Raw genomic sequence first — 20,228 nt, 5'->3', positions numbered from 1 at the left:
CCACCCAATGATCCATCGGAAAACACCGGATTCCACCACGTATCGAGCCGTCGCATAACATACATTATGGTATCGGTGTTACACGTTTTTTCAAATAGAGTTTTCGTATACTGCCGGCGATCCCGATGGCACGCCATTCGCGTGGTGCCGCGATCGCGTCACGAACGTACGACCGGCAGTATCAATGAATCAGATCGCCAGCGTCGCCCGTAGCATGTCCCGAGTCCCTGGACCGAGACCGACCGCGAGGATAGCAACGAGAAGCAAGTAGGCGTACCGGGGGCTCTCCTCGAATATCTCGTCGTTGAACACCCAGACGACGAAGACGGCGGCAGCGATCTTGATGAGGAGAAACGGCCAGGCGGTGCCGACGGCCTCCGAGAGCCACGCCGGTTGGACGCTCTCCGTAATCCGGACTGTCGCCTCGTTGACGACGTGTTTCGATCCGTAGGTCACGCCGAGTCCCAGTGCCCCGGCCCAATCGAGGCTCAACACGTTCGCTACGCCATCGACCGTGTGGCCCCACACGATCAGCGCGCCGACGTATCCCGTGCCGTCGTTTATAAACGGGGCGTACCGTTGGCTCGTCCACCAAAAGATCGCGGTGACGAGCGTCGCGCCGCCGAGCGTGATGGCCGCGACCGTGGGGAAAAAGCCGATGATCTCGGCGTTCGCGGATATATAAAAGAGCCACCCGATGGCCCCCGACGCGGCGAGCACGCCGGTCCCGGCGAGATACGGCTCGTACTCCCCGATGATCCCCCGTCGCGAGAGGAGGATCCAGAACACGACCGCGCCGAGCGTGAACGCGAACATCACGAAATAAATGAACGGGCTGATGATGAGCGCGACGGGGGGGTACGGAATCAGAGTTCCGACGTCCGCCCGGAGGAAGGTGACGTTTACGTCCTCGACGACGCGGAGCGCGCCGCCGAACAGCATGAACGGGAACAGCGCGACGTAGAACCGCGACGTCATCTCCACGTCCAGCCTGCGGAGCAACAACAACACGCCGATGAGCATAAAGACCAAGACGATCGCGTAACTGACGGTCGAGACGGTCGTGTATCCGGGCGTCGCAACGACACCGTCGGCACCCGAGCAGGCGAGTTGGTCGAAGTATCGTTCGGTCGTACCGTCGGCCCGGACCGCACACGTCGCACCGTGGGCGTCGGCATCGACCGGACCCCAAAAGTATCGCCACAGGAAGCCGTCGTACACCCGTCTGGGGAACGCGATCGCACCGGCGGCGACCACGACGATCCCACCGAAGAACGCGGCGAGCCACGCACGGGCGGGGTCGACGCCATCGGGTAGCTGCATACGGACATCCCCGGCCTACCGTGATTTCAGGGTTCCGGTCTCCTGTGACGTTCCGGTCGGGACTCCTCCCCTGACCCGCGGCTCCGGTCGACGGTGGCCACGGGTAGTATCGAGAGGGATCGACGGCGACCGCGGGTACTATCGGCGGACCCGCTCGGGCACTCGGGCGGCGTCGAGAACGAGGTCGTGTGCGGCCCCGTTCGAGGCGACCAGTCCACGGCTATCGTATCGCCACGGCTCGCCGTGAACGTCGGTAACGGTCCCGCCCGCGGCCTCGACGAGGCCGGCTCCGACGACCGTATCCCAGGGATTCGCTTCGACGTTCGTCACGACGGCGTCGACGGCACCGGTCGCACACAGCGGTAACTCGAGTTGTGCGGAGCCGATCCGGCGCATGTCCCCGAATCGCTCGACGATCGCCCGGCAGGCGGCGGCGTACTCCTCGCGGCGGTCGAACCCCCACCAGATCGTCGGCACGACGGTGAACGTCTCGGGATCGGTCCGGTCGCTCACGGCGGCCGGCTCCCCGTTCACGTACGCCTCTCCGTCCCCGAGTACGAACGTATCGTCCAGCGCCGGCGCGACCGTCGCCCCCGCGACCGCCTCACCGTCAACCGTCGCCGCGACGCTCGTCGCCCACGTCGGGATTTCCCGGACGAAGTTCGCCGTCCCGTCGATCGGATCGACGATCCACGCCGGGCCGTCCTCGGGGACCGAATCCGGCGTACCGTCCTCCTCGCCGACGATCGGCTCGCCGTCGAACGACTCGTGGATCGCCTCGGCGACCCGCCGTTGTGCGTCCCGGTCGGCCTGTGTCACGACGTCGGTTTTCTCCGATTTCGTCTCGACGCGGACGTCCTCCCGGAACGACTCGGCCGCGACTGCCGCCCCGGCTTTCGCTCCCCGGAGGGCACACTCGGCGCGTGTCTGCATACCGGTTCCGGAACGCCGACGCTGAAAGCGCCATCGGTTCGCCGACATCGGCGCTCGAAACACCACCGATTTGTCCGCCCGGACGCGAGTACATCCATGCACACGCTCGCAAAGCGTATCCACAACATCACGCCGAAGGACGTCCGACTCACCTTCGAGGACGGCTCGACGGTCGTCCTGGAGATGCGTTCGGCGGAGTTCTTCCAGGAAGCGTTCCAGGCCGAAGGGAGCGATTCCGAGGGCACGACCTACCGGCTCGTGACCGACGGGGAGGACGACCCGCTCGTCGCCGGAAGGGAGGCTGACGACGGATGGGCGACCGCCGGGATCGTCGACGACGTCGAGCCGGCCGCGGAGTAGCGGTCATCGGATCGGTACTGTCGACACCGCGGTCCGACAGTTCATATACCTTGACGGGACCATCCCGTCTCAATGCGTGACCTGCTCGCTCCCGAGGGCGTCGCTACCCTCGTCGTCGGCCCTCTCGTGCTCGCCGCTGTCGGCCTCGCCGTGCTCTCGGCTCCTGTCATCGGGAAGTCTCCGCCCGATCGAACCGCGGTTGTCGACCGCCTCGGCGACGACTATGCCGTGTTGCTCGTGGAGGCGGACGGTGAAATCGCCGAACAGCGCGTCGTCGATCCGTCGATCGTTCCGAACGGCGGTCGCTACGAGGGCGCGGTTCTCGACATCGACGGCGGGGGCTACACGTACAACGAAACGGCCACGGACGGACGCGAACGTACGCGCTCCCGTCGGTTCGACGGCCTCGCTGGGCGACTCGGAGACAGCACGCCGGACGCTCCCGGTCTGGGGACCGTCCGGTCACCAGTGGCCGTCGACCGTGACTCCCCGCGCGGTTTCACGGCGTCGTCACTCGGACGGAGTGGACAGAGATTGCGAGGGAAGGCCGCTCCGAGAGCGGTCTTCCGCATCACGGGGAAACCCCCGACGATGCGAGGGGAGGGATTTGAACCACGGTCAGAGCAACGCTCGTCCCTGATTCGAATCCCTCCTGCATTCGCTCGCGGCGCGGTGAGCGCCGCTTCGCTCATGCGAGGGGAGGGATTTGAACCCACGGACCTCTACAGGAGCGGATCTTGAGTCCGCCGCCGTTTCCGGGCTTGGCTACCCTCGCACGCAGTCTCCAGTAACGGCCTCATCCGATTTAAGTCACCGGTTTCGATCGCCGGAGACCGGAGCCTCGGGCAGCAACGTTTATATGCTGTTGTCTGAATCCTCGGGGTATGAACCTCCGTGAGGCCTTCGGGCCGGAGGGCGTCGTTTCGGTCGTCGGAGCGGGCGGCAAGAAATCGACGCTGTACGCGCTCGCGTCGGCGCTCGAACGGGCCGTCGTGACCGCGACGGTTCGGATCCCGTTCTTCGAGGACCGGGTTTCGGCGTTGCGGATAACGGACGCTCCACGGGAGGCCGTTCGGGAGACCGACGGTTGGCCACTGGGCGTCGTCCCCGGACGAGACGGGGATCGCCCCCGGTATCTCGGGTACGATCCCGAAGCGATAGACGCGCTTTCGGCGACGACCGACGTCCCGATACTGTTAAAGGCCGACGGGGCCCGGACCCGGCTTCTCAAGGCGCCGAACGACGACGAGCCACAGGTCCCGGAATCGACGGATCTGCTCGTCCCGGTCGCAAGCGTCCAGGCCGTCGGAAAGCCGCTCGATGCGGCGTACGTCCACCGCCCCGAACGGGTCGCAGCGCTCACCGGCCTGTCGCTCGGCGACCGCATCGAAGCCGGAGACGTCGTGACGGTGCTCTCACACGACCGCGGCGGATTAAAACGGCTGCCGGAGGAAGCACGCGCCGTTCCGCTTATAAACATGGTCGACGACGACGACCTCGAGGCGACGGCCCAGCCGATCGCGACGGCGCTGTGTTCCTCGCCGCGGATCGACCGGGTCGTCCTCGGACGGATGGATCAGGGACGGATCGTCGACGCCGTCGAGTAAGCCGACACCGGCGGTCGAAGCCGTCCCGTCGGGAGTCGACCCGTCCGTTGGTCTCGTCCGTTATCCTTCCAGTGTCCGCCCAGCGACGCCTATCATACTGACGAACAAAAGAATGTACACACGACGCACGAGGATCACGCCGTTCGACGGAGCGAACGGCGGATCACTCGTGAGTCGGTTTCATTTGATTTCGTCCACCAGTATCAGTCAGAGCCGGATGCCCCCGACGGATCCGTCCCCGCCGCGGTCGGCGTCTGTCGGTCGGGAAGCGACGGCTCGCTTTCGATCCGCCCGTCCGAAATTTCGATCCGGAGGCTGCGGTCGGATCAACGGCACGCTGAGGGAGGGTTGGGCAGCCGCGCCACCCCACGGCTGCCGATTCCCGGCGCGGGTTTTAGTGACTGCAACTCCTCGGGCCGGGCGTGATAGAGGTATGTGACCTCCGCAAGGAGTACGGCGGGTTCGTCGCCGTCGAAGGGAGCAGCTTTCGCGTCGACCGCGGTGAGGTGTTCGGTATCATCGGCCCGAACGGGGCGGGCAAGACAACGACCCTGAAAGCGCTCGCGGGGCTGCTCGAGCCGACGAGCGGGACGATCACGATCGACGGAAAACGCGCAGACAGCCGGGAGACGCGTCGCCTCCTGGGATTTCTCCCCGAGGAGTCGCCGTTGTACGAGGAGATGTCACCGCGGTCGTATCTCCGGTTTTTCGCGGACCTCTATGACGTCCCCCGTGACGTCGCCGACGACCGTATCGGACGGACGCTCGATCGGCTGGAGTTGGCCCACAGAGACCGCGCGCTGGGGGACATGTCCAAGGGAATGAAACGGAAGGTCGCGATCGCGAGGTCGCTCGTCAACGATCCGGACGTGTTGATCTACGACGAACCGGCCTCCGGGCTGGACCCGTTGACGACGAAGTACATCATCGAGTTCACGAGAGAACTCGCCGCGGAGGGGCGAACGATCGTCTTCTCGGCGCACAACCTATATCACGTCGAGGAGGTCTGTGACCGCATCGCGATCATGAACGAGGGACGGATCGTCACGGAAGGCTCGCTCCCGGAGCTCAAATCCACCCACGGTGAGACGGTGTACCACGTGTTTACCACCGTCGAGGTTCCCGATGCCACCGCCGAGGGCGATCGTTATCGGCGCACTGTCGAGGACATGGACGAACTCGATGCCGTCCGGGAGGCGGCGATCGATCGTGGCGGGCGTCTCGAGGACGTCCGGACGGTCGAACCCAGCCTCGAAGGGCTCTTTCTCGACGTCGCATCACCGGAGCGACCGGGCGGGGAGAAACCGCCGGGGGCGACGGAGGGGTGATGCGGCCGAGAACACTTCTGCGGATCGCGCGCTGGGAGTCGACGAAGGGTCTCGGTGGGATCGACCGGGGCGCGGTCGCCGTCGCCGTCGCCGCCGTCGCGTTCGTTCTCGCGGTCGGGGCAGTCGCGGTCACCGGCGGTGTCGCCCTCGAGGACGGTATCTATCGCGTCGGCGTCTCCGAGGACGCGGCCTATCACGACCCCGTCGCTGCCGACCCGACGTTCGCGGCCGTCGACACCGACGGCCGAAACGTTGATACGGGGCCGCCGACCCCGGCCGGGGACGGAGGAGTTGCGATCGGGGGGTTCAGGGGGGACGGCCGGATCGACCTCTACGTCGAGGAGCGGGCGGGTCGGACCGAGATCTACGTCGCCTTTTTCGACGGCGAACCGACGGAAAAAGGTCTCGCAGCGTTGGCCGCGCTCCGGACGTCGGTGGGCCGATACAACGACGCACTCATGCGAGCGGAGGACAACCGGACCGCCGCGTTTCCGGTGACGGTGTCGATTCGGTTTCTCGATCGGAGCGGAACGGTCGCCGCCGAAACGCCCGGGGACGGCGGTGGCGGCCGTTCCGGATCCGCCGTCGACGGCGGTAACGGCGGAGCCGACGCCGCCGGGGGGATCGGCGATGGGGCCACAGGGACCGGCGAAAGCGGCGGCATGGGCGGCGACACGGCGGTCGATGCGGCGTCGTTCGGCGCGTTCGATCTCTTCGGGACGTCGTCGACGACCGGATCTCCCTCGGACATTCGGCCTCCGTTTCCGTTCCAGTCTCTCGTCCTCGCGTTCCTGTTCGTGTTGCCGCTGAACTTCCTCATCCAGGCCTACGGGAGTTCGATGCTCTCGGAGCGGCTCAACCGCCGCGGCGAACTGTTGCTCGTCGCACCGGTCGGCCGCGGCGAGATCGTCGTGGGCAAGACGCTTCCGTATCTCGCGGCCGCGCTCGGGATCACTGCGGCCATCGTCGGTGGGCTGTGGCTGCTCGGAAGCGGCGGCGGCCCGCTCTCGGTACTGGCGGTCGTCCCGCTCGCGCTCTTGTTTTTCGGTACCACGTTCCTCGCGGCGATGTTCGCCCGGTCGTTCAAGGAGTTGACGTTTCTCACGGTGACGATCAGCACGCTGTTGACCACGTACGCGTTCGTTCCCGCCATCTTCGCCGAGACCAGCCAGGTGGCGTTCGTGTCGCCGCTAACGCTCGTTATCATGGATCTCACGCACGCCGAGGTCTCCGCCGGCGAGATCGCGTTTTCGCTCGGGCCGGCGACGCTCGTCGCCGTGATCTGTTTTTCGCTCGGCTTCGGAATCTACCGCGAGGAGGACCTCTTCACCCAGCGGCCGGTTCACCTGAAGACACTGGATGCGCTCGCGAGTCGGATCCATCGCCCGCGGAGCGTCGCCCTCGTGGTGGCGCTTTTGGTCCCGTTCGTCTTCGTCGCGGAACTGCTCGCGGTCGCCGTCCTGTTCGCGTTGCCGGTGACGTTTTCGATCCCCCTGATATTCGGTACGATCGCGGTCATCGAAGAACTCGCGAAGGGGATCCCGATCTATGCCGGCTACGTACACGCCCGATACGGGCGGACCCTCGCCGTGGCTGCCGCCGTCGGGTCGGCGTCCGGGATCGGCTTTTTCCTCGCCGAAAAGATGACCCTCGCGATCCAGTTCGTCGGCCTGCCCGGTCTCGCTGTCGCCGACGCCGCCTTTCAGACCGGCCTCGGAGCCGGTGATCCCGCGATCGTCGCGCTGTTGGTTCTCGCACCGCTCGCGTTGCATGTCGTCACGGCAACGTTGACGGCAATCGGCGCGTCGCGCGGCCGGCGGCTCTTCGGGATCGGTCTCGGTGCTGCGATACTGGTCCATCTCGCGTACAACGTCGCGGTGGTGAGTACCGTTGTCTAAGACGACGATCGCCGGCCGTGAGGTCCGGTCGCTCTCCCGCGAGAAGACGATCGTTCTCGCGTTGCTCATCCAGGTCGTCATCGCCGGCTTCTCGTCGTTTCTGGTCGTCGGGCTCACGTCGCTGTACGAACCGGGGGCCGCGGCGGACGATATCGTCGTCGGTGTCACCGGCGAGGAAGCCGAGGCGCTGTCGGCGGCGGCCGGCGACGTCGAGGGACTCGAGGTCAGACGGTACGACGACCGCGACGCGGCGCGGGCCGCCTTCGACGCCAACCGGGTGCAGGCCACCGCCCACGCCGAACGCGTCGGCGAGCGAACGACGGTCGACGTCGAGGCCCCGCAGGCGAGCGTCCGGAAGACGTTCATCGTCGTCCAGGTACGGGCCGTCCTCGAAGCCCTCGAACGGAGCGAGCGGGCCGACCGTGCGGCGTTCCGCTCGACCGATCCGCTCTCGATTCCGCCCTCCGTCGACGCCAGCCCCTACTTCGGGTTCTCCTATACGGTGCTCGTACCCCTGTTGGTCTTTTTGCCCGTTTTCATCGCCGGGGCGGTCGTCGTCGACTCGCTGACCGAGGAGGTCGAGCGTGGGACCCTGACGCTGCTCCGTGTGACGCCGGCGTCGCTCCTCGACGTCGTCGACGGCAAGGCGGGCGTGATGGCCGCGTTGACCCCGATACAGGTCGCGCTGTGGCTCGTGCTGTTATCGATAAACGACATCGCCGTGGCCAACGTCGCACCGATCCTGGCGATCACGACGGCGCTGGGCGCGCTCGCGGTCGCCGTCGCCGCCGGACTCGCCATTGCCGTCCCCGTCCGCCAGCGGGCACAGTTGAGCTACTCCCTCGGGATGTTGGCCGCCTTCACCGCCGCGGCGCTGTTGCCCGAACACCCGGCGACCACGGTCGCACGCTTTGCGATCGACAGCCCGACGCTCGTCACGTACGCCCACCTCGCCGGGTACGTCGCCGCCTCGGTCGCGGCCGTTGTCGCGCTCCGTCGGTGGATCCGGGGGGTCGACGCCGAAGCGCTCGGATAGCTTTTTCATCTCGCCGGCGCTCGATTCGGTATGGAGTACACGACGCTCGGTTCGACCGGCATCGAGGTCTCCCGGCTCTGTCTGGGCTGTATGAGCTTCGGCGATCCGGAGTGGCGCGAATGGGTCAAAGGCGAGGAATTCGGTCACGAACTCGTCGAACGTGCCCGCGAGTTGGGCATCAACTTCTTCGACACCGCGAACATGTACTCCCGCGGCGAGAGCGAGCGGGTCCTCGGCGAGGCGCTGGAGGGCCACCGCGAGGAGTCCGTGATCGCGACGAAAGTATACTTCCCGATGCGCGAGGACGATCCGAACTCCGGGGGGCTCTCCCGGAAGACGATAGAACAGGAGCTGTCGGCCTCGCTCGATCGACTCGGCGTCGACACCGTCGATCTATACCAGACCCACCGGTGGGACTACGACACGCCGATCGAGCAGACGCTCCGGGCGCTTTCGGACGCCGTCCGCCGCGGGCGGGTCCGACACGTCGGTGCCTCGTCGATGTGGGCCCACCAGCTCGCCGAGGCGCTCGCTACGAGCGACCGACTCGGCCTCGAACGGTTCGCGACGATGCAGAATCACTACAACCTCGCCTACCGGGAAGAAGAACGCGAGACGCTGCCGCTGTGTGAACGCGAGGGCCTCGGTGTCGTCCCCTGGAGCCCGATGGCGCGTGGGTATCTCACCCGCCCCCACGAGGAGTACATGTCGACGAAGCGCGCCGAGACGGACGACTACGCCCAAGAGCACCCCTACGCGGACAACGGGGGCAGAGAGATCAACGAGCGCGTCGGGGAACTGGCGGCCGACCGGGGCGTCTCGATGGCCCAGATCGCGCTGGCGTGGCTGCTCCACAAGGAGTGGGTCGATGCGCCGATCGTCGGAGCATCGAGGATCGAACACCTCGAAGAGGCCGTCGAAGCCCTGGAGATCGCCCTCTCGGAGAGCGACCTCGCCTACCTCGAAGAGCCCTACGAACCGGTCCCGGTGTCGGGCCACGAGTGACGGCCGGTACATAAAGGGGTGATCGACGATCGGACGGCCCCGAATCCGCCGGGCGTCCCGTTCACCGGCCGCGGAGTCCCATCGGCTGAGAACGGACGGGCCGACTATGCGGCTCCGCTAGTGACGTCAGTATATGACGGTGGATGAACTCGAAGCCTACGGCACGGAGCGGATGGACGGGGCGGAGATCGACCGCCTCCTCTCGAACGAGAGCATGGCCGTCCTGGCGCTCCCGACGGACGGCGCACCCAGCATGCGCCCGCTGTCGTTTCATTTCGACGGCGAGTCGGGGCTCTATTTTGTATACGTGCTCGGCGAGGAGAGCCGCAAGGCCGAACTGAGCGAGCGGGCGGACGCCGCCCGGCTACTCGTATATCGCATGGAGACGGCGTTCAACTGGCGGAGCGTCCTGCTCACGGGGACGATCAGCCGGGTTCCGGAGGGCGAGGCGGACGAGCTGGACGAGGTGATAGAGACGAGGCGACCGAACCTGTTCGAACGGGCGATCGCTTCCGAGCATACGGAACTGTACCGCTTCGAGATCGAGGACCGATCGGGGATCGAACACCTCGGCCTTCCGCCCGGCTTCGAAGGTGACGGGGAAACGCGGAAGTGACGGGGAAACGCGGAAGTGACGGGGAAACGCGGAGACGACGGGGGAACGCGGAGACGACGGGGAAACGCGGAGACGACGGGGAAACGCGGAAGTGACGGGGGACGTACCACGAAGTGATATCGCAGCGGATCCACCTCACGTTCCGGACCGGAACGCGGTGGTCGCGTCCCGAACCGTCTCGAACTCCGCGTCGTCGTAGGCGATGAAGCGAACGTCAGAGAGCGTCCCGGGTATGTATCCGGCGATCGTCTCGCCGATGATTCGCGCCCCGACCTCGAGGTCGAATCCGGCGACGCCACAGCCGAGCGCCGGGATCACGAGCGAGCGACAGCCGTGTTTGTCGGCGGCATCGAGGGCGTTTCGGGTCGCATCCCGGATGCTCTCCTCGGTCGCCCTACCGTCGCCGTAGTGTGGCATCGCGGCCGCGTGGATGACGTACTCGGCGTCGAGGTCGTAGGCGTCGGTAACGGCGACCTCGCCGAGGTCGACCGGTCCCTTCGAGACGGCGGCCTCGTTGAGGCCGGGGCCGGCAGCCTGGCTGAGTGCTCCGGCGACACCCGATCCCATCCGGAGACTCGTCCCGGCGGCGTTGACGAGCGCGTCGGCGGACTGTGCCGCGATGTCGCCTTGGATGACGCTGAAATCCATGCCCTGGTATCGTCCACCGAGTCACCTAATACTGCCGGCTATGGCTCGTTCGAGCCACCGCGGTCGCGTCCGACATCACCCCCTGGTTGTCGCGTCCGACGCCACCTCGCGGCTGTCGCGTCCGACGCCACCTCGCGGCTGTCGCGTCCGGAACCGACACGTCGACTACACGTCGGGCCCAAACGCGGGCATGTACTCGCTCCTGTCGATGCGGTGGCGGGACCTGCTTTTCGCCCACTGGGCCGTCGATCCGGAAACGGTCGACCGGGCGCTCCCCGACGGCCTCTCGGTCGACACCCACGGCGGCGATGCCTACCTCGGGGTCGTCCCGTTCGTCATGGCCGACATCAGACCGACGGGGTCGCCGATCGGCCTCGAATTCGACGAGTTGAACCTCCGGACCTACGTCACGGTCGAGGGACGCCCGGGCGTCTACTTTTTCGCCCTCGACGCCGACGACCGGGTCGGGGTCGGCCTCGCCCGACGGCTGTTTCGGCTCCCGTACTACCGCGCGTCGATGGCCGTCGAAACGCGGGGAGAGGGTCGCTCCCGCGAGGTCTCGTTTCGGAGCCGACGGCTGACGCGGAACGCGCCGCCGGCGCGGTTCGATGGCGTGTACGGCCCCGACGAACCGTTCTCGAAGCCGGATCCGGGGTCGATCGAGGCGTTTCTCACCGAGCGTTATCGGTTCTACACCGCTACCGACGACGGGCGAATCTACCACGGCGACATCGATCACGAACCGTGGCGACTCGCGTCAGCGTGGGCGGAACTCCACGAGAACACGCTGTTCGACGCCAACGGATTCGATCGCCCCGAATCGGGGCCGACGCTGCACTTCGCCGCGCCCATCGACGTCTCCGCGGGCCGGCTCCGACGGTTCGACGGGGGCACGTCGTGTGGTTCTCGGTGACACACACGCACTCGACACGTCCTTCTAAATACGTCGCGCTCTCATCGGCTAGTGATGGACGACACGGACGGCGAGCGGACGACGGCAGCGAGCCCGTTCGGCGAGGAGACTACGCCGGCGATCCGGCGTGTCGGGGACGGATCCGACGCCGAGTCCACGGTCCCGGACGTCGAGGCGTTGACCGGAGAACCCCAAACGCTCGAGCCGGCTATACGGGGTGTGTGGGTGATCCAGTCGGCGATCTCGGCGGCCGTCCTCGGCGTCGTCGCGGCGGTCGCCTTCTCGGTCGTCTCGCCGGGCGGGGCCTGGATCGGCGGCGTCGTGTTCGGCCTGGTATTCGTCATCGGAGTCGTGTTTTCACTCCTCAGATACCGGATCTGGATGTACCAGGTGCGCGAGGACTCGCTGTATCTCAGACGCGGCGTCCTGACCCGAGTCAATACGGTCGCGCCGTACGTCCGGATCCAACACGTCGACACCCGTCGTGGCCCCGTCGAGCGCGTCTTCGGGCTCGCGACGACGGTCGTCTACACGGCCGGCTCGCGCGGCGCGGACGTATCGATTCCCGGGCTGACGCCCGAGCGGGCCGACGACCTCCAGGCCCGGCTGAAACACCTCGCGATCGCCGCGGAGGGTGAAGACGCAGTCTGATGAAGCTCGATCCGCTGTCGATCCCGTTTCGCGCCGGCGAGTCCGTCGTCAGGCTCGCGTGGCTTCTCGTCTTCGCCCTCGTCGGATCGCCGGCGATCGGCGGAGCCTCCGGGATCGGCCTGGCCGTCGTCGGATGGTTCGTGGTCGCGCTCGCATACCAGCTCGTCTACTATCAGCGCTTCGAGTACGAACTCTCGGGTGACACGCTCGATATCGCCTCGGGCGTCGTCTCCCGGCGCAACCGGGAGATCCCGGTCGGCCGGGTCCAGAACGTCGACATCAGCCGGAACGTCGTCCAGCGCGCGCTCGGGATCGCCCAGATCAACCTCGAAACCGCGGGCGGATCCTCGACGGAAGCCTCGCTGCGATACGTGAGCTTCGAGGAGGCAAAACGGCTCCAATCGGAGATCGGCCGGCTGAAACGCGGTCGTCAGAGCGGGAACTCGACCCGCTCGGGGTCGGTCGATGCCGACCCCGAGCGGGAGCTGTTCGCGGTGACGCGAAAGGAGCTCGTCCTTTTGGGGATCGTCGGAATCGACCTCCGGTTGTTGTCGATCGTCACCGTCGTATTGCCCGTCGTCGCGCCGTCGCTCCGCGAGCGGTTCGCGGATCCGCTCGTGGGACTCGCCGTGACGGCACCGCTTGCGGCCGTCGCCGTCGTCGCGGTCGCGGCGTTGATAAGCGGTGCGCTCGCGTTGACCAGTTATTATGGGTTCCGTCTCGCCAGACAGAACGACGAACTCCTCTATGAGCGCGGCCTACTCCAGCGCTTCAGCGGAACCATCCCCCTGGAGAAGGTACAGACGCTGACCATCTCGGAGAACGTTATCGCCCGTCGGCTCGGATACGCCTCGCTGGCGGTCGAGACGGCCGGCTACGCGCCGAACGACGCCGGATCGCAGTCCGCGGTTCCGCTGGCCGACAAACACCGCGTCGTCGATCTGGCGCGGTCGATCGAGGGATTCGACGACATCGACTTCGATCGGCCGCCGAGACGTGCCAGAGAGCGATACGTCGTCCGCTACAGCATCGTCGCGGCGGTCGCCATCGCCGCCGCCTTCGCCGCCGACCGCTACTCCGGGCTCACGTTCGCGTGGTACGTGACGCTCGTGTTGTTGCCGGTCGCTGCCGTTGGGGCTCATCTCAAGTGGCTAAACCTCGGCTACGACGTCCAATCGGAGTACGTCGTGCTCCGGCAGGGCTTTTGGACCCGGACGACGACGGTCATACCGTACTACCGGGTCCAGACCGTAATGGACGTACAGACGGTCTTCCAGCGGCGGCGGCGACTCGCCTCGCTCATCGTCGATACCGCCGGATCGAGTGGGCTGACGAGCAGACAGCCACGGGCGCTCGATGTGGACGAAGCGCGGGCCGCCGAACTCCGCGAGACGGTCGCCGACCGGCTTCAGCAGGCGGTCCAGCGCCGTCGGACGAAACGACACCGCGAGCGGCTTCGTTCGATCGAGGCCGACCTCCCCGACCTCCCGGATCCGGCCACGGACCGCCGTGATCGACGGGGGGCGTAAGCACCCGCATACGAGCCGCGTCCGACGCTTCCGACCGGGACGTCGGTCGGCGACCCCGATGGCGAGCCGTGGGCCACCGACCGGACGGACGCTTAATACTGGTGGACGAAATCAAATGAAACCGACTCACGAGTGATCCGCCGTTCGACGGAGCGAACGGCGGGATCCTCGTGCGTCGTGTGTACATTTTTTTGTCCGTCAGTATAAGAACCCTCGACGCCTACGTCGGACATGAACTACGAGGGCGCGGTGTTGGACCTCGACGGAACCGTCTACCGGGGCGAGCGGTTGCTCCCCGGATCGGTCGAGGCGGTCGAACGGATTCGGGCCGCTGGGATCGGGCCGCTGTTTTTTTCGAACAACCCGACGAAGTCCCGCGCGGCGTACGTCGAACGCCTGCGCGGGTTCGGGATCGACGCCGACCCCGAGGAGGTCCTCTCCGCCGGAACGGTCACGACGCGGTATCTCGGGGCCGAACACGCCGACGACACCGTCTACGTGATCGGCGACGCCGGCCTGAAATCACAGTTCGAGGCCGCGGACGTCGACCTCGTCGGCGAGCCATCCGAGGCGGACGTCCTCGTCGCCTCCTGGACGCGCGAGTTCGAGTACGGCGACATGCTGGCCGGGTACCGAGCGATCGAGGCCGGGGCGACGTTCTACGGGACCGACCCCGATCGCCTGATCCCCGCCGCCGAGGGCATGGTTCCCGGATCCGGCGCGATCGTCAACGCCGTCAGCGGCGTGGCCGGCCGCGATCCCCGAAAGACGCTGGGCAAGCCCTCGGCGGAGGCGCGGCGGGCCGCCCTCGATGCGCTCGGGTGTCCGGCCGAGCGCTGTTTCGTCGTCGGCGACCGACTGAACACTGACGTCGAACTCGGCGACCGGGCGGGAATGACGACCGTGTTGGTCCGGACGGGCGTCGCGACCGACGAGGACGTCGCAGCGAGCGACGTCGAACCGGATCACGTCGTCGACTCGCTCGCGGACGTCCCGGACGCGCTCGGGCTCGACGGAAGATAGCACGCGATCAGAGAACGCCCATCTCGCCAAGCCGCTCCGGGAGGTACGTTTCGGTGACGAAATCCAGCCCTCGGGAGGCCAGCGCCTGCTGTTCGGCCTTTGTCCCGATGTCGAGTTGGAGTTCGATCTGTTCGGTCCAGTAGTCGTCCTGGAACCGTGGGTCCTCGAGTTCGCTCTCCAGGGCGTTGATATCCGAGTCGCCGAGCGGATCGGTCGGCAGGTCGTACTCGACGATGTCCACGGGCTGGATGCCGACGTACGCCGCGTCGGGCGTCGCCAGGTACTCCGAGAGATGCGCGGATTTGATCGACCCGTAGGCGACGGAGGCGTAGATCCGATACGACCACGGGTCGCCGTCACAGAAGACGACGGTCGGGAGGCCGAGTTCGCCGTTGAGCCGCTTCGTGATGCGACGGGTCGCCCGGGCGGGCTGGCCCTTTAAGTGGACGACGATGACGTTGTACTCCTCGTCGAACCCGTTTTCGACGAGCCGATCGCGCATTCCGCCGGTTTCGACACAGAGGACGAAATCAGCGTCGTGATCGAGAAACTCGATCGTATCGGGGTTGTTCGGGATCTGGTAGCCGCCCTCGCCGACGTCCTTTTGACAGTGTATCTTCCGTTCGCCCCGGCGGGTCTGCTCGCGGAGATACAGCGGCCCCATGATCGTCGCACCAGACTCCTCGGGCCGCATGTGGAAGTCCTCGCGGGTGACGTCGCTGACGATCTCTAGATCCTCGACGAGCTGGTTCGATTCGTCCTGTCCGGAGAACTGCGCGCGTTCTTCGTCCCACGACTCCGAGAGGTAATACAGTTCCCGCAGCGTCGAGGAGCGGTCCTGTTCGAGTTGGTCGGCGAGGAACTCGATCGTGTAGATCGCCTTCAGGAGCTTCTGTGCACCCCGGACGCTGTTGGCCGACCGGGTTGACGTGCGATCGCCGTACACCCAGACGTCCTTTTCGTCGTCGAAGACGATGTTGTTCTTCGTCCGGGTCGGGATCTCCATCTCGGGGACGCTCCCGTCGGCGAACTGGTCGTAGAACTCGCCCGCGAGATCGATGAGCCGCTCGCGTGCGAGGGCGTCGTTCATGTCGGGATCGGAGTCTGATTCGCTGCTCATGTTAGGCGTTGATGGTGAGTTTTTCGGCCTCGATGCCGTCGACGGAGACGTCGAAGGTCGCCTCCTCGTCGACGTCGTATTCGAGCGTGGCGCTCGTACCGCTTTCGACCGTCGGGGACCACTTCAGGAACCACTCGCCGTCCATCTCGACGACCGTCGCGCCGTCGGGGTCGCCGGGGTCCGCCGTGACGATCTCCGTTATGTCGGGGTCGACGTTCGTCCCGCCGTGGTTGTGAACCGACAGCCGGACCGTGGAGTCCTCTATCGTCCGCTCGACGAGGACGTTGTTCATAATCCGGGCCAGCGAGTCGTCGACGTCGAGGGAGTCGCGGCCGGTCACCTCCGAGAGCTTTTCGGCCATCTCGGGGAGGATGTCCGCGATGACGTCCTGTTTCCGTCGCCGTTTCCGTAGCGAGCGCTGCTTTTTGACGTGTGATTTGAGGTTACGGCCGGCCTCCTGGAGGGCGAGTCTGAGTTCGTCCTCGATCTCGGGGATGTTCGCAACGGCGTCTTTCGACTCGCTCGTGAAGGGAACGCTCGTCGAGGCGACGTGGACCATGATAACCGCCGCCCCGCTCGGCATTCCGCTGCCGCCCGGCTGATCGAGGCCGTAGTTGCGCCAGTTGACGTTTTTCAAGACGTCGACGGTCGCACACGCACCGCGCTGGTAGACGAGGGGGACGCGGTTCGCGAACCGGAGCACCTCGGCGCTTCCCTCCGCCCCGATGTCGCCGCCGTAGGCGATGCCGACTTCCACGACGAAGGGGTCGCCGCCGTGGACCGCCGCGTCCCGCGTCACTGACGTATAGAACTCGGCGTCGTACTCCTTTTGTAAGCCGGCGAGGACGAGCGCCTCGGAGATCGGCGCGAGACAGTCCGTCGGCGGCGCGAGGATGTCGGTCTCGCGCATCGCTTCCAGCAGGCGGGCGGCGGTATCGCGGTCCTCGGCGACGGCTCCGACTCCCGGTGGCTCCTCGGCGACGGTCACCGACCGCGACCAGACCGCGTCGACGACGTTCTCGCGGGCCGTCTCCCCGAACGTCGCGTCGTCGTACTCCTCGGTCGCATCGGCGGCCCGATCGACGAACACCCGGAGCCCGTCCCGCGTGATCCGGTTGCGTGCGTCGTCCTGGTCGTCGAATTTGTCCGCCAGCCGGCCGGCGAGCCCCTCGATGGCGGCATCGTCCTTTCGGCTCGTTGTCGCTTCGTCGACGAGCACGTAACAGTCCGTCGACCGATCGGCCGTTATTTCGCCCCACGCGGCGTCGACGGCGTTCTCCTGGACGGTCGAGCCGAACGTCTCTCCGAACTCGTCTCCGACGTCGTCGGCGCGTTCGTCGACGAGTGCCACGAGTTCGCCGTAGGCGATCCGATCCCGGTCTGCGATGTCGTCGGCGAGCCGTTCCGCGAACGCGGTCGTCGCGGCCGCCGTCTTGTTCGCGACGGCGGCCTCTATCGCCGACTCGAGGCCGGCATCGGCGTCCTCTTCCGGCGGCAGCCAGGCGACGCCCCGACCGAAGTGTCTGTCACGGAAGTTGTCGATGACGCTCTTCGTGGTCTTCGCGCCCACGCGAGTGAACGCCCCCTGGAGGAACCCCGACAGCGAGTACGACTCCGTCGAGTCGAGCATCTTCAATAGTGTCCCGAGTTCGACGCCGTGGGGGTGGGGTCTGATCTCCTCCGTCTCGGGCGGCAACTCGTCCGTCGCTCGCTCGGATTTGAACGACTCGTCGGGCTCGTGGAACTCGATCCTGGCGTGGGGGTTGACGACCGCCGTGTATTTGATATAGCTGTGGAGCTGTTTTCGCGCCCGCATGTTCCCCTCCATCTCCAGTTCGATGCGGGTGCCGTGGGGGCGCTCCCACGTCGTCGCGGATTCGACGTCGATCTCCGGCTCGTTCGTATCCGTATCGATCGTGAGCTCGAAATAACGCGCGCCGTCGCCGTTTTCGGTCTTCGAGGTGATCTTCGCCGGCTTTCCGGACGTGAGCTGTGCGTACAGTACGGCGGCTGAAATGCCGATCCCCTGCTGCCCACGGCTGTTTTTGACACTCATCGCGCCGTCGTTCACAACGACGAAGTTCTCGTCGTCTCCGCGTGCGCCCGGGACGGAGATGTCGTAGACGTGCTCCGGCGGCTCGGTTTCTTCGACGTCCCGAACCGATAGCAGGCACATGTCCGTGTCCGTGAGGCCCTGGAGGTTCCGAACCGTCCTCCAGAGGGTTTCCAGCCGATCGGTCGGACGGTGATCCCCGTCGAGCAACCCGTCCGCTTCGAGCCTGCGGGCATACCGAGGCTTCCCTACGCGTTCCCCCGAAAGGGCCTGCTCGATGAGCGCTCGATACGTCGCCGCGTGCTCGCGGCTGGAGCCGAGCCCCGCACCCATCAACAGACCGGGAACGGTGTCGGGAACCGTCTCGTAGGGCGTATCGGCCACCCGGACGTCATCGAGGAGCGCGGTTGGCACCTGTTCGTATGGCCGTGATCGGGCACCGTCCGGGTCGAGCGAACCGTCGATTTCCGCGTCCCCGCCGTCCCCGCCGTCCACCGCCGTGAGATATCGCTCGCTCGGCCCGTCGGCGTCCCCGTCCGACGTTCGAGACGCCGTACGCGCGAGCACGCCCTGCATGTTCCACAGGACGGACAGCTGCCGGGCGAGGGTCTCGCTCTCCGTCGTGTATGCGCGTTCGCCCCCCTCCGACCCATCACCTCGGTACAACGCCCCGAGAAGCCGCCGCTGGTGGGCGGACGACATCCGGAAGACGAACGCCGGGAGGCGTCTGTCCTCGGCCGTATCACCACACGTCGACTGCAAGAACAGCGCCAGCGGGGAACCGAGCATCTTTCGCCGGGTCGCGTCACGGTCCCGCTCGCATGATGCCGAAGAGCCATCGGCCGCCGAGACGGCCACTTCGGCCGAGTCGGTCGGCTCGGATTCAGGCGGGCCGGACGTCCGTCCGGCCCGTCCCGTACCGGCGCGTCCTTCCGAAAGGTAGTGTGCGAGTAGGTCGAGAAACGACTCGTCGATCGGAGCCGTGACCGGGACGTCCGTCCCCTCGTCTCCTGTTCGGGACGTCCCGAAGTAACATCCCGTGGCCTTCTCCTCCCAGCCGAGTTCGATCACCGTTTCCGCGGGGAGATACCCCTCTTCGACGTAGTCGGCTTCGAAACTGTCTCGGGGAACATCGACGCCGTTGTATCGGTAATAATACCTTTCCCCGGATTCCGCCTCGGAGGGCATCTTCCGGATCGTCTCGCCGGACCGGATCTCCGAGAGCGTCCGTTCGTCGAACCCGTATACCCGGAGCCGTCGTTCTTCGAGTTCGTGGGTCGGGACGTGTTCGAGAAGGTTGATCCGTGTTATCGGCTTCTCGGAGGACGGAAGCGTTCGGGGCGCGAGAACGGTATCTCCCGGAGTGAGATCCCCGGCGTCGATCTCTTTCGTGTCACCCTCCCGTGTCACGCCGAAGAGGCTATGATTTCCGGTCACTTCGACAGTCCGCCCCCGCTCCGTGGTGATCCGGTACGTTCGTTCCCGTGTCCGGTGGCGAATCGCGTGTGTCGCCTCCTGCCACGTCATCTCGTGTGTCTCCCTGTCGAACGACGGGACCTCGATGCCGCCCGGGAGCGGTTCCGTCGCGTCGGCTTCGTCGGACGGGAGATACGCATCACACAACACGCCGATCGGCACCGTCTCGACCTCGCCATCACGTCGGACGAGCAGCCGCTGGTTCGGTGTCAGCGACTGCTTGCGAGCGTGAAATCGGGACCCATACAGCAGTTTACCGAACACCTTCGGAACCTGTTCTTTCGTGATCCCGGGGCCGTTGTCCTCGACGACGAGCCGGTAGTAGCCGCCGACCTCCTCGATTTCGACGTAGACGTCGGGAAGAATGCCGGCTTCTTCGGTCGCATCCAATGCGTTATCCGTCGCCTCTTTGACGGCGGTAACGAGCGCTTTCGCGTCGCTGTCGAAGCCGAGCATCTGTTTGTTCTTCTCGAAGAACTCGGCGATGGAGATAGCGCGTTGGTTCTCGGCGAGCTCCTCGGCGACTGCGCCGCCGCCCTCGCCGAGTTCCGACTGATACGAAGTCATCTACCGGGAGCTAAACTCCCCGGAACGTAAAACCCCGTCGGGACCACGGTGAAAGTGAAACGGCCTCCCGAATCAGTATCCGCCCGACTCGGGGTCGTCACCGGAGCGTGACCGAAGTCCCGTCCCCTGGATCCCTACCGTC

At 66.2% G+C, this 20,228-nt stretch carries 16 protein-coding genes and 1 tRNA gene; 11 read left to right on the top strand and 6 right to left on the bottom strand.

The window, feature by feature from the left end:
* Positions 1-189 precede the first annotated feature (189 nt).
* Positions 190-1,323 (bottom strand): DUF63 family protein, encoded by a 1,134-nt coding sequence (locus tag HZR14_RS05400; RefSeq protein ID WP_181691843.1) that lies wholly within the window; start codon positions 1,321-1,323, stop codon positions 190-192.
* 138 nt (positions 1,324-1,461) lie between these two features.
* The gene (locus HZR14_RS05395; protein WP_181691842.1) at positions 1,462-2,256 is read right to left on the bottom strand and encodes an inositol monophosphatase family protein; all 795 of its coding nucleotides are present in this window, start codon (positions 2,254-2,256) and stop codon (positions 1,462-1,464) included.
* A 96-nt stretch (positions 2,257-2,352) separates the two neighbouring features.
* On the opposite strand from HZR14_RS05395, the gene HZR14_RS05390 reads away from it, so the two are divergent.
* Positions 2,353-2,616, top strand: a complete 264-nt coding sequence (locus HZR14_RS05390; RefSeq protein ID WP_181691841.1) for a DUF8072 family protein — start codon at positions 2,353-2,355, stop codon at positions 2,614-2,616.
* A 691-nt stretch (positions 2,617-3,307) separates the two neighbouring features.
* On the opposite strand, the gene HZR14_RS05380 is transcribed toward HZR14_RS05390, so the two are convergent.
* Positions 3,308-3,391 (bottom strand) — tRNA-Leu (locus tag HZR14_RS05380).
* Between the two features lie 109 nt (positions 3,392-3,500).
* On the opposite strand from HZR14_RS05380, the gene yqeC reads away from it, so the two are divergent.
* From yqeC to HZR14_RS05350, 6 genes are all read left to right on the top strand, one after another.
* Complete coding sequence (gene yqeC / locus HZR14_RS05375; protein ID WP_181691840.1) at positions 3,501-4,223, top strand: selenium cofactor biosynthesis protein YqeC; 723 nt, start codon at positions 3,501-3,503, stop codon at positions 4,221-4,223.
* Positions 4,224-4,645: 422 nt separating this feature from the next.
* Positions 4,646-5,551, top strand: coding sequence for an ABC transporter ATP-binding protein (locus HZR14_RS05370; protein WP_181691839.1), 906 nt, complete (start codon positions 4,646-4,648; stop codon positions 5,549-5,551).
* On the top strand, positions 5,551-7,449 hold the full coding sequence (locus HZR14_RS05365; protein WP_181691838.1) for an ABC transporter permease: 1,899 nt from the start codon (positions 5,551-5,553) through the stop codon (positions 7,447-7,449). The genes HZR14_RS05370 and HZR14_RS05365 overlap by 1 nt, the downstream gene beginning before the upstream one ends.
* The gene (locus HZR14_RS05360; protein ID WP_220132453.1) at positions 7,442-8,485 is read left to right on the top strand and encodes an ABC transporter permease; all 1,044 of its coding nucleotides are present in this window, start codon (positions 7,442-7,444) and stop codon (positions 8,483-8,485) included. Before HZR14_RS05365 ends, HZR14_RS05360 begins: the two co-directional genes overlap by 8 nt.
* Positions 8,486-8,515: 30 nt before the next feature.
* A complete protein-coding gene (locus HZR14_RS05355) occupies positions 8,516-9,490 on the top strand; it encodes an aldo/keto reductase (protein WP_181691837.1) in 975 nt (324 codons plus the stop codon).
* A 133-nt stretch (positions 9,491-9,623) separates the two neighbouring features.
* On the top strand, positions 9,624-10,106 hold the full coding sequence (locus tag HZR14_RS05350) for a pyridoxamine 5'-phosphate oxidase family protein (RefSeq protein WP_181691836.1): 483 nt from the start codon (positions 9,624-9,626) through the stop codon (positions 10,104-10,106).
* Positions 10,107-10,241: 135 nt separating this feature from the next.
* On the opposite strand, the gene HZR14_RS05345 is transcribed toward HZR14_RS05350, so the two are convergent.
* Complete coding sequence (locus HZR14_RS05345) at positions 10,242-10,754, bottom strand: macro domain-containing protein (RefSeq protein ID WP_181691835.1); 513 nt, start codon at positions 10,752-10,754, stop codon at positions 10,242-10,244.
* A 190-nt stretch (positions 10,755-10,944) separates the two neighbouring features.
* Between HZR14_RS05345 and HZR14_RS05340 the strand changes: the two genes are divergently transcribed.
* The 4 genes from HZR14_RS05340 (at position 10,945) to HZR14_RS05325 (ending at position 14,870) form a co-directional block, all read left to right on the top strand.
* Complete coding sequence (locus HZR14_RS05340) at positions 10,945-11,667, top strand: YqjF family protein (protein ID WP_181691834.1); 723 nt, start codon at positions 10,945-10,947, stop codon at positions 11,665-11,667.
* Positions 11,668-11,907: 240 nt separating this feature from the next.
* Positions 11,908-12,318 carry a PH domain-containing protein gene (locus HZR14_RS05335; RefSeq protein WP_370464959.1) on the top strand — a complete coding sequence of 137 codons (411 nt, stop codon included), beginning with the start codon at positions 11,908-11,910 and terminating at the stop codon, positions 12,316-12,318.
* On the top strand, positions 12,318-13,847 hold the full coding sequence (locus HZR14_RS05330; protein ID WP_181691832.1) for a PH domain-containing protein: 1,530 nt from the start codon (positions 12,318-12,320) through the stop codon (positions 13,845-13,847). Before HZR14_RS05335 ends, HZR14_RS05330 begins: the two co-directional genes overlap by 1 nt.
* A gap of 231 nt (positions 13,848-14,078) precedes the next feature.
* Positions 14,079-14,870: an HAD-IIA family hydrolase gene (locus HZR14_RS05325; protein WP_181691831.1), complete on the top strand. Its 792-nt coding sequence runs from the start codon at positions 14,079-14,081 to the stop codon at positions 14,868-14,870.
* A 7-nt stretch (positions 14,871-14,877) separates the two neighbouring features.
* Here the strand turns inward: HZR14_RS05325 and HZR14_RS05320 are convergent, their stop codons facing one another.
* Together HZR14_RS05320 and HZR14_RS05315 are read right to left on the bottom strand one after the other, a co-directional pair.
* Positions 14,878-15,990: a DNA topoisomerase IV subunit A gene (locus HZR14_RS05320; protein ID WP_181691830.1), complete on the bottom strand. Its 1,113-nt coding sequence runs from the start codon at positions 15,988-15,990 to the stop codon at positions 14,878-14,880.
* Position 15,991: 1 nt separating this feature from the next.
* Positions 15,992-20,086 (bottom strand): ATP-binding protein, encoded by a 4,095-nt coding sequence (locus HZR14_RS05315; RefSeq protein WP_181691829.1) that lies wholly within the window; start codon positions 20,084-20,086, stop codon positions 15,992-15,994.
* Positions 20,087-20,228 lie beyond the last annotated feature (142 nt).

The organism is Natronomonas salinimetallica, from assembly GCF_013839515.1.
Taxonomy (GTDB): Archaea; Halobacteriota; Halobacteria; order Halobacteriales; family Haloarculaceae; genus Natronomonas.
Note: the sequence above shows the minus strand (reverse complement) of the source record. Positions and strands in the feature narration are given on the sequence as shown.

Excerpts from the sequence above, each read along its gene's own strand:
- HZR14_RS05345 (WP_181691835.1), bottom strand. The coding sequence starts at position 10,754 with ATGGATTTCAGCGTCATCCAAGGCGACATCGCGGCACAGTCCGCCGAC.
- HZR14_RS05325 (WP_181691831.1), top strand. The coding sequence starts at position 14,079 with ATGAACTACGAGGGCGCGGTGTTGGACCTCGACGGAACCGTCTACCGG.
- HZR14_RS05350 (WP_181691836.1), top strand. The coding sequence starts at position 9,624 with ATGACGGTGGATGAACTCGAAGCCTACGGCACGGAGCGGATGGACGGG.
- HZR14_RS05340 (WP_181691834.1), top strand. The coding sequence starts at position 10,945 with ATGTACTCGCTCCTGTCGATGCGGTGGCGGGACCTGCTTTTCGCCCAC.
- yqeC (WP_181691840.1), top strand. The coding sequence starts at position 3,501 with ATGAACCTCCGTGAGGCCTTCGGGCCGGAGGGCGTCGTTTCGGTCGTC.
- HZR14_RS05320 (WP_181691830.1), bottom strand. The coding sequence starts at position 15,990 with ATGAGCAGCGAATCAGACTCCGATCCCGACATGAACGACGCCCTCGCA.
- HZR14_RS05365 (WP_181691838.1), top strand. The coding sequence starts at position 5,551 with ATGCGGCCGAGAACACTTCTGCGGATCGCGCGCTGGGAGTCGACGAAG.
- HZR14_RS05395 (WP_181691842.1), bottom strand. The coding sequence starts at position 2,256 with ATGCAGACACGCGCCGAGTGTGCCCTCCGGGGAGCGAAAGCCGGGGCG.
- HZR14_RS05315 (WP_181691829.1), bottom strand. The coding sequence starts at position 20,086 with ATGACTTCGTATCAGTCGGAACTCGGCGAGGGCGGCGGCGCAGTCGCC.
- HZR14_RS05390 (WP_181691841.1), top strand. The coding sequence starts at position 2,353 with ATGCACACGCTCGCAAAGCGTATCCACAACATCACGCCGAAGGACGTC.
- HZR14_RS05330 (WP_181691832.1), top strand. The coding sequence starts at position 12,318 with ATGAAGCTCGATCCGCTGTCGATCCCGTTTCGCGCCGGCGAGTCCGTC.
- HZR14_RS05400 (WP_181691843.1), bottom strand. The coding sequence starts at position 1,323 with ATGCAGCTACCCGATGGCGTCGACCCCGCCCGTGCGTGGCTCGCCGCG.
- HZR14_RS05355 (WP_181691837.1), top strand. The coding sequence starts at position 8,516 with ATGGAGTACACGACGCTCGGTTCGACCGGCATCGAGGTCTCCCGGCTC.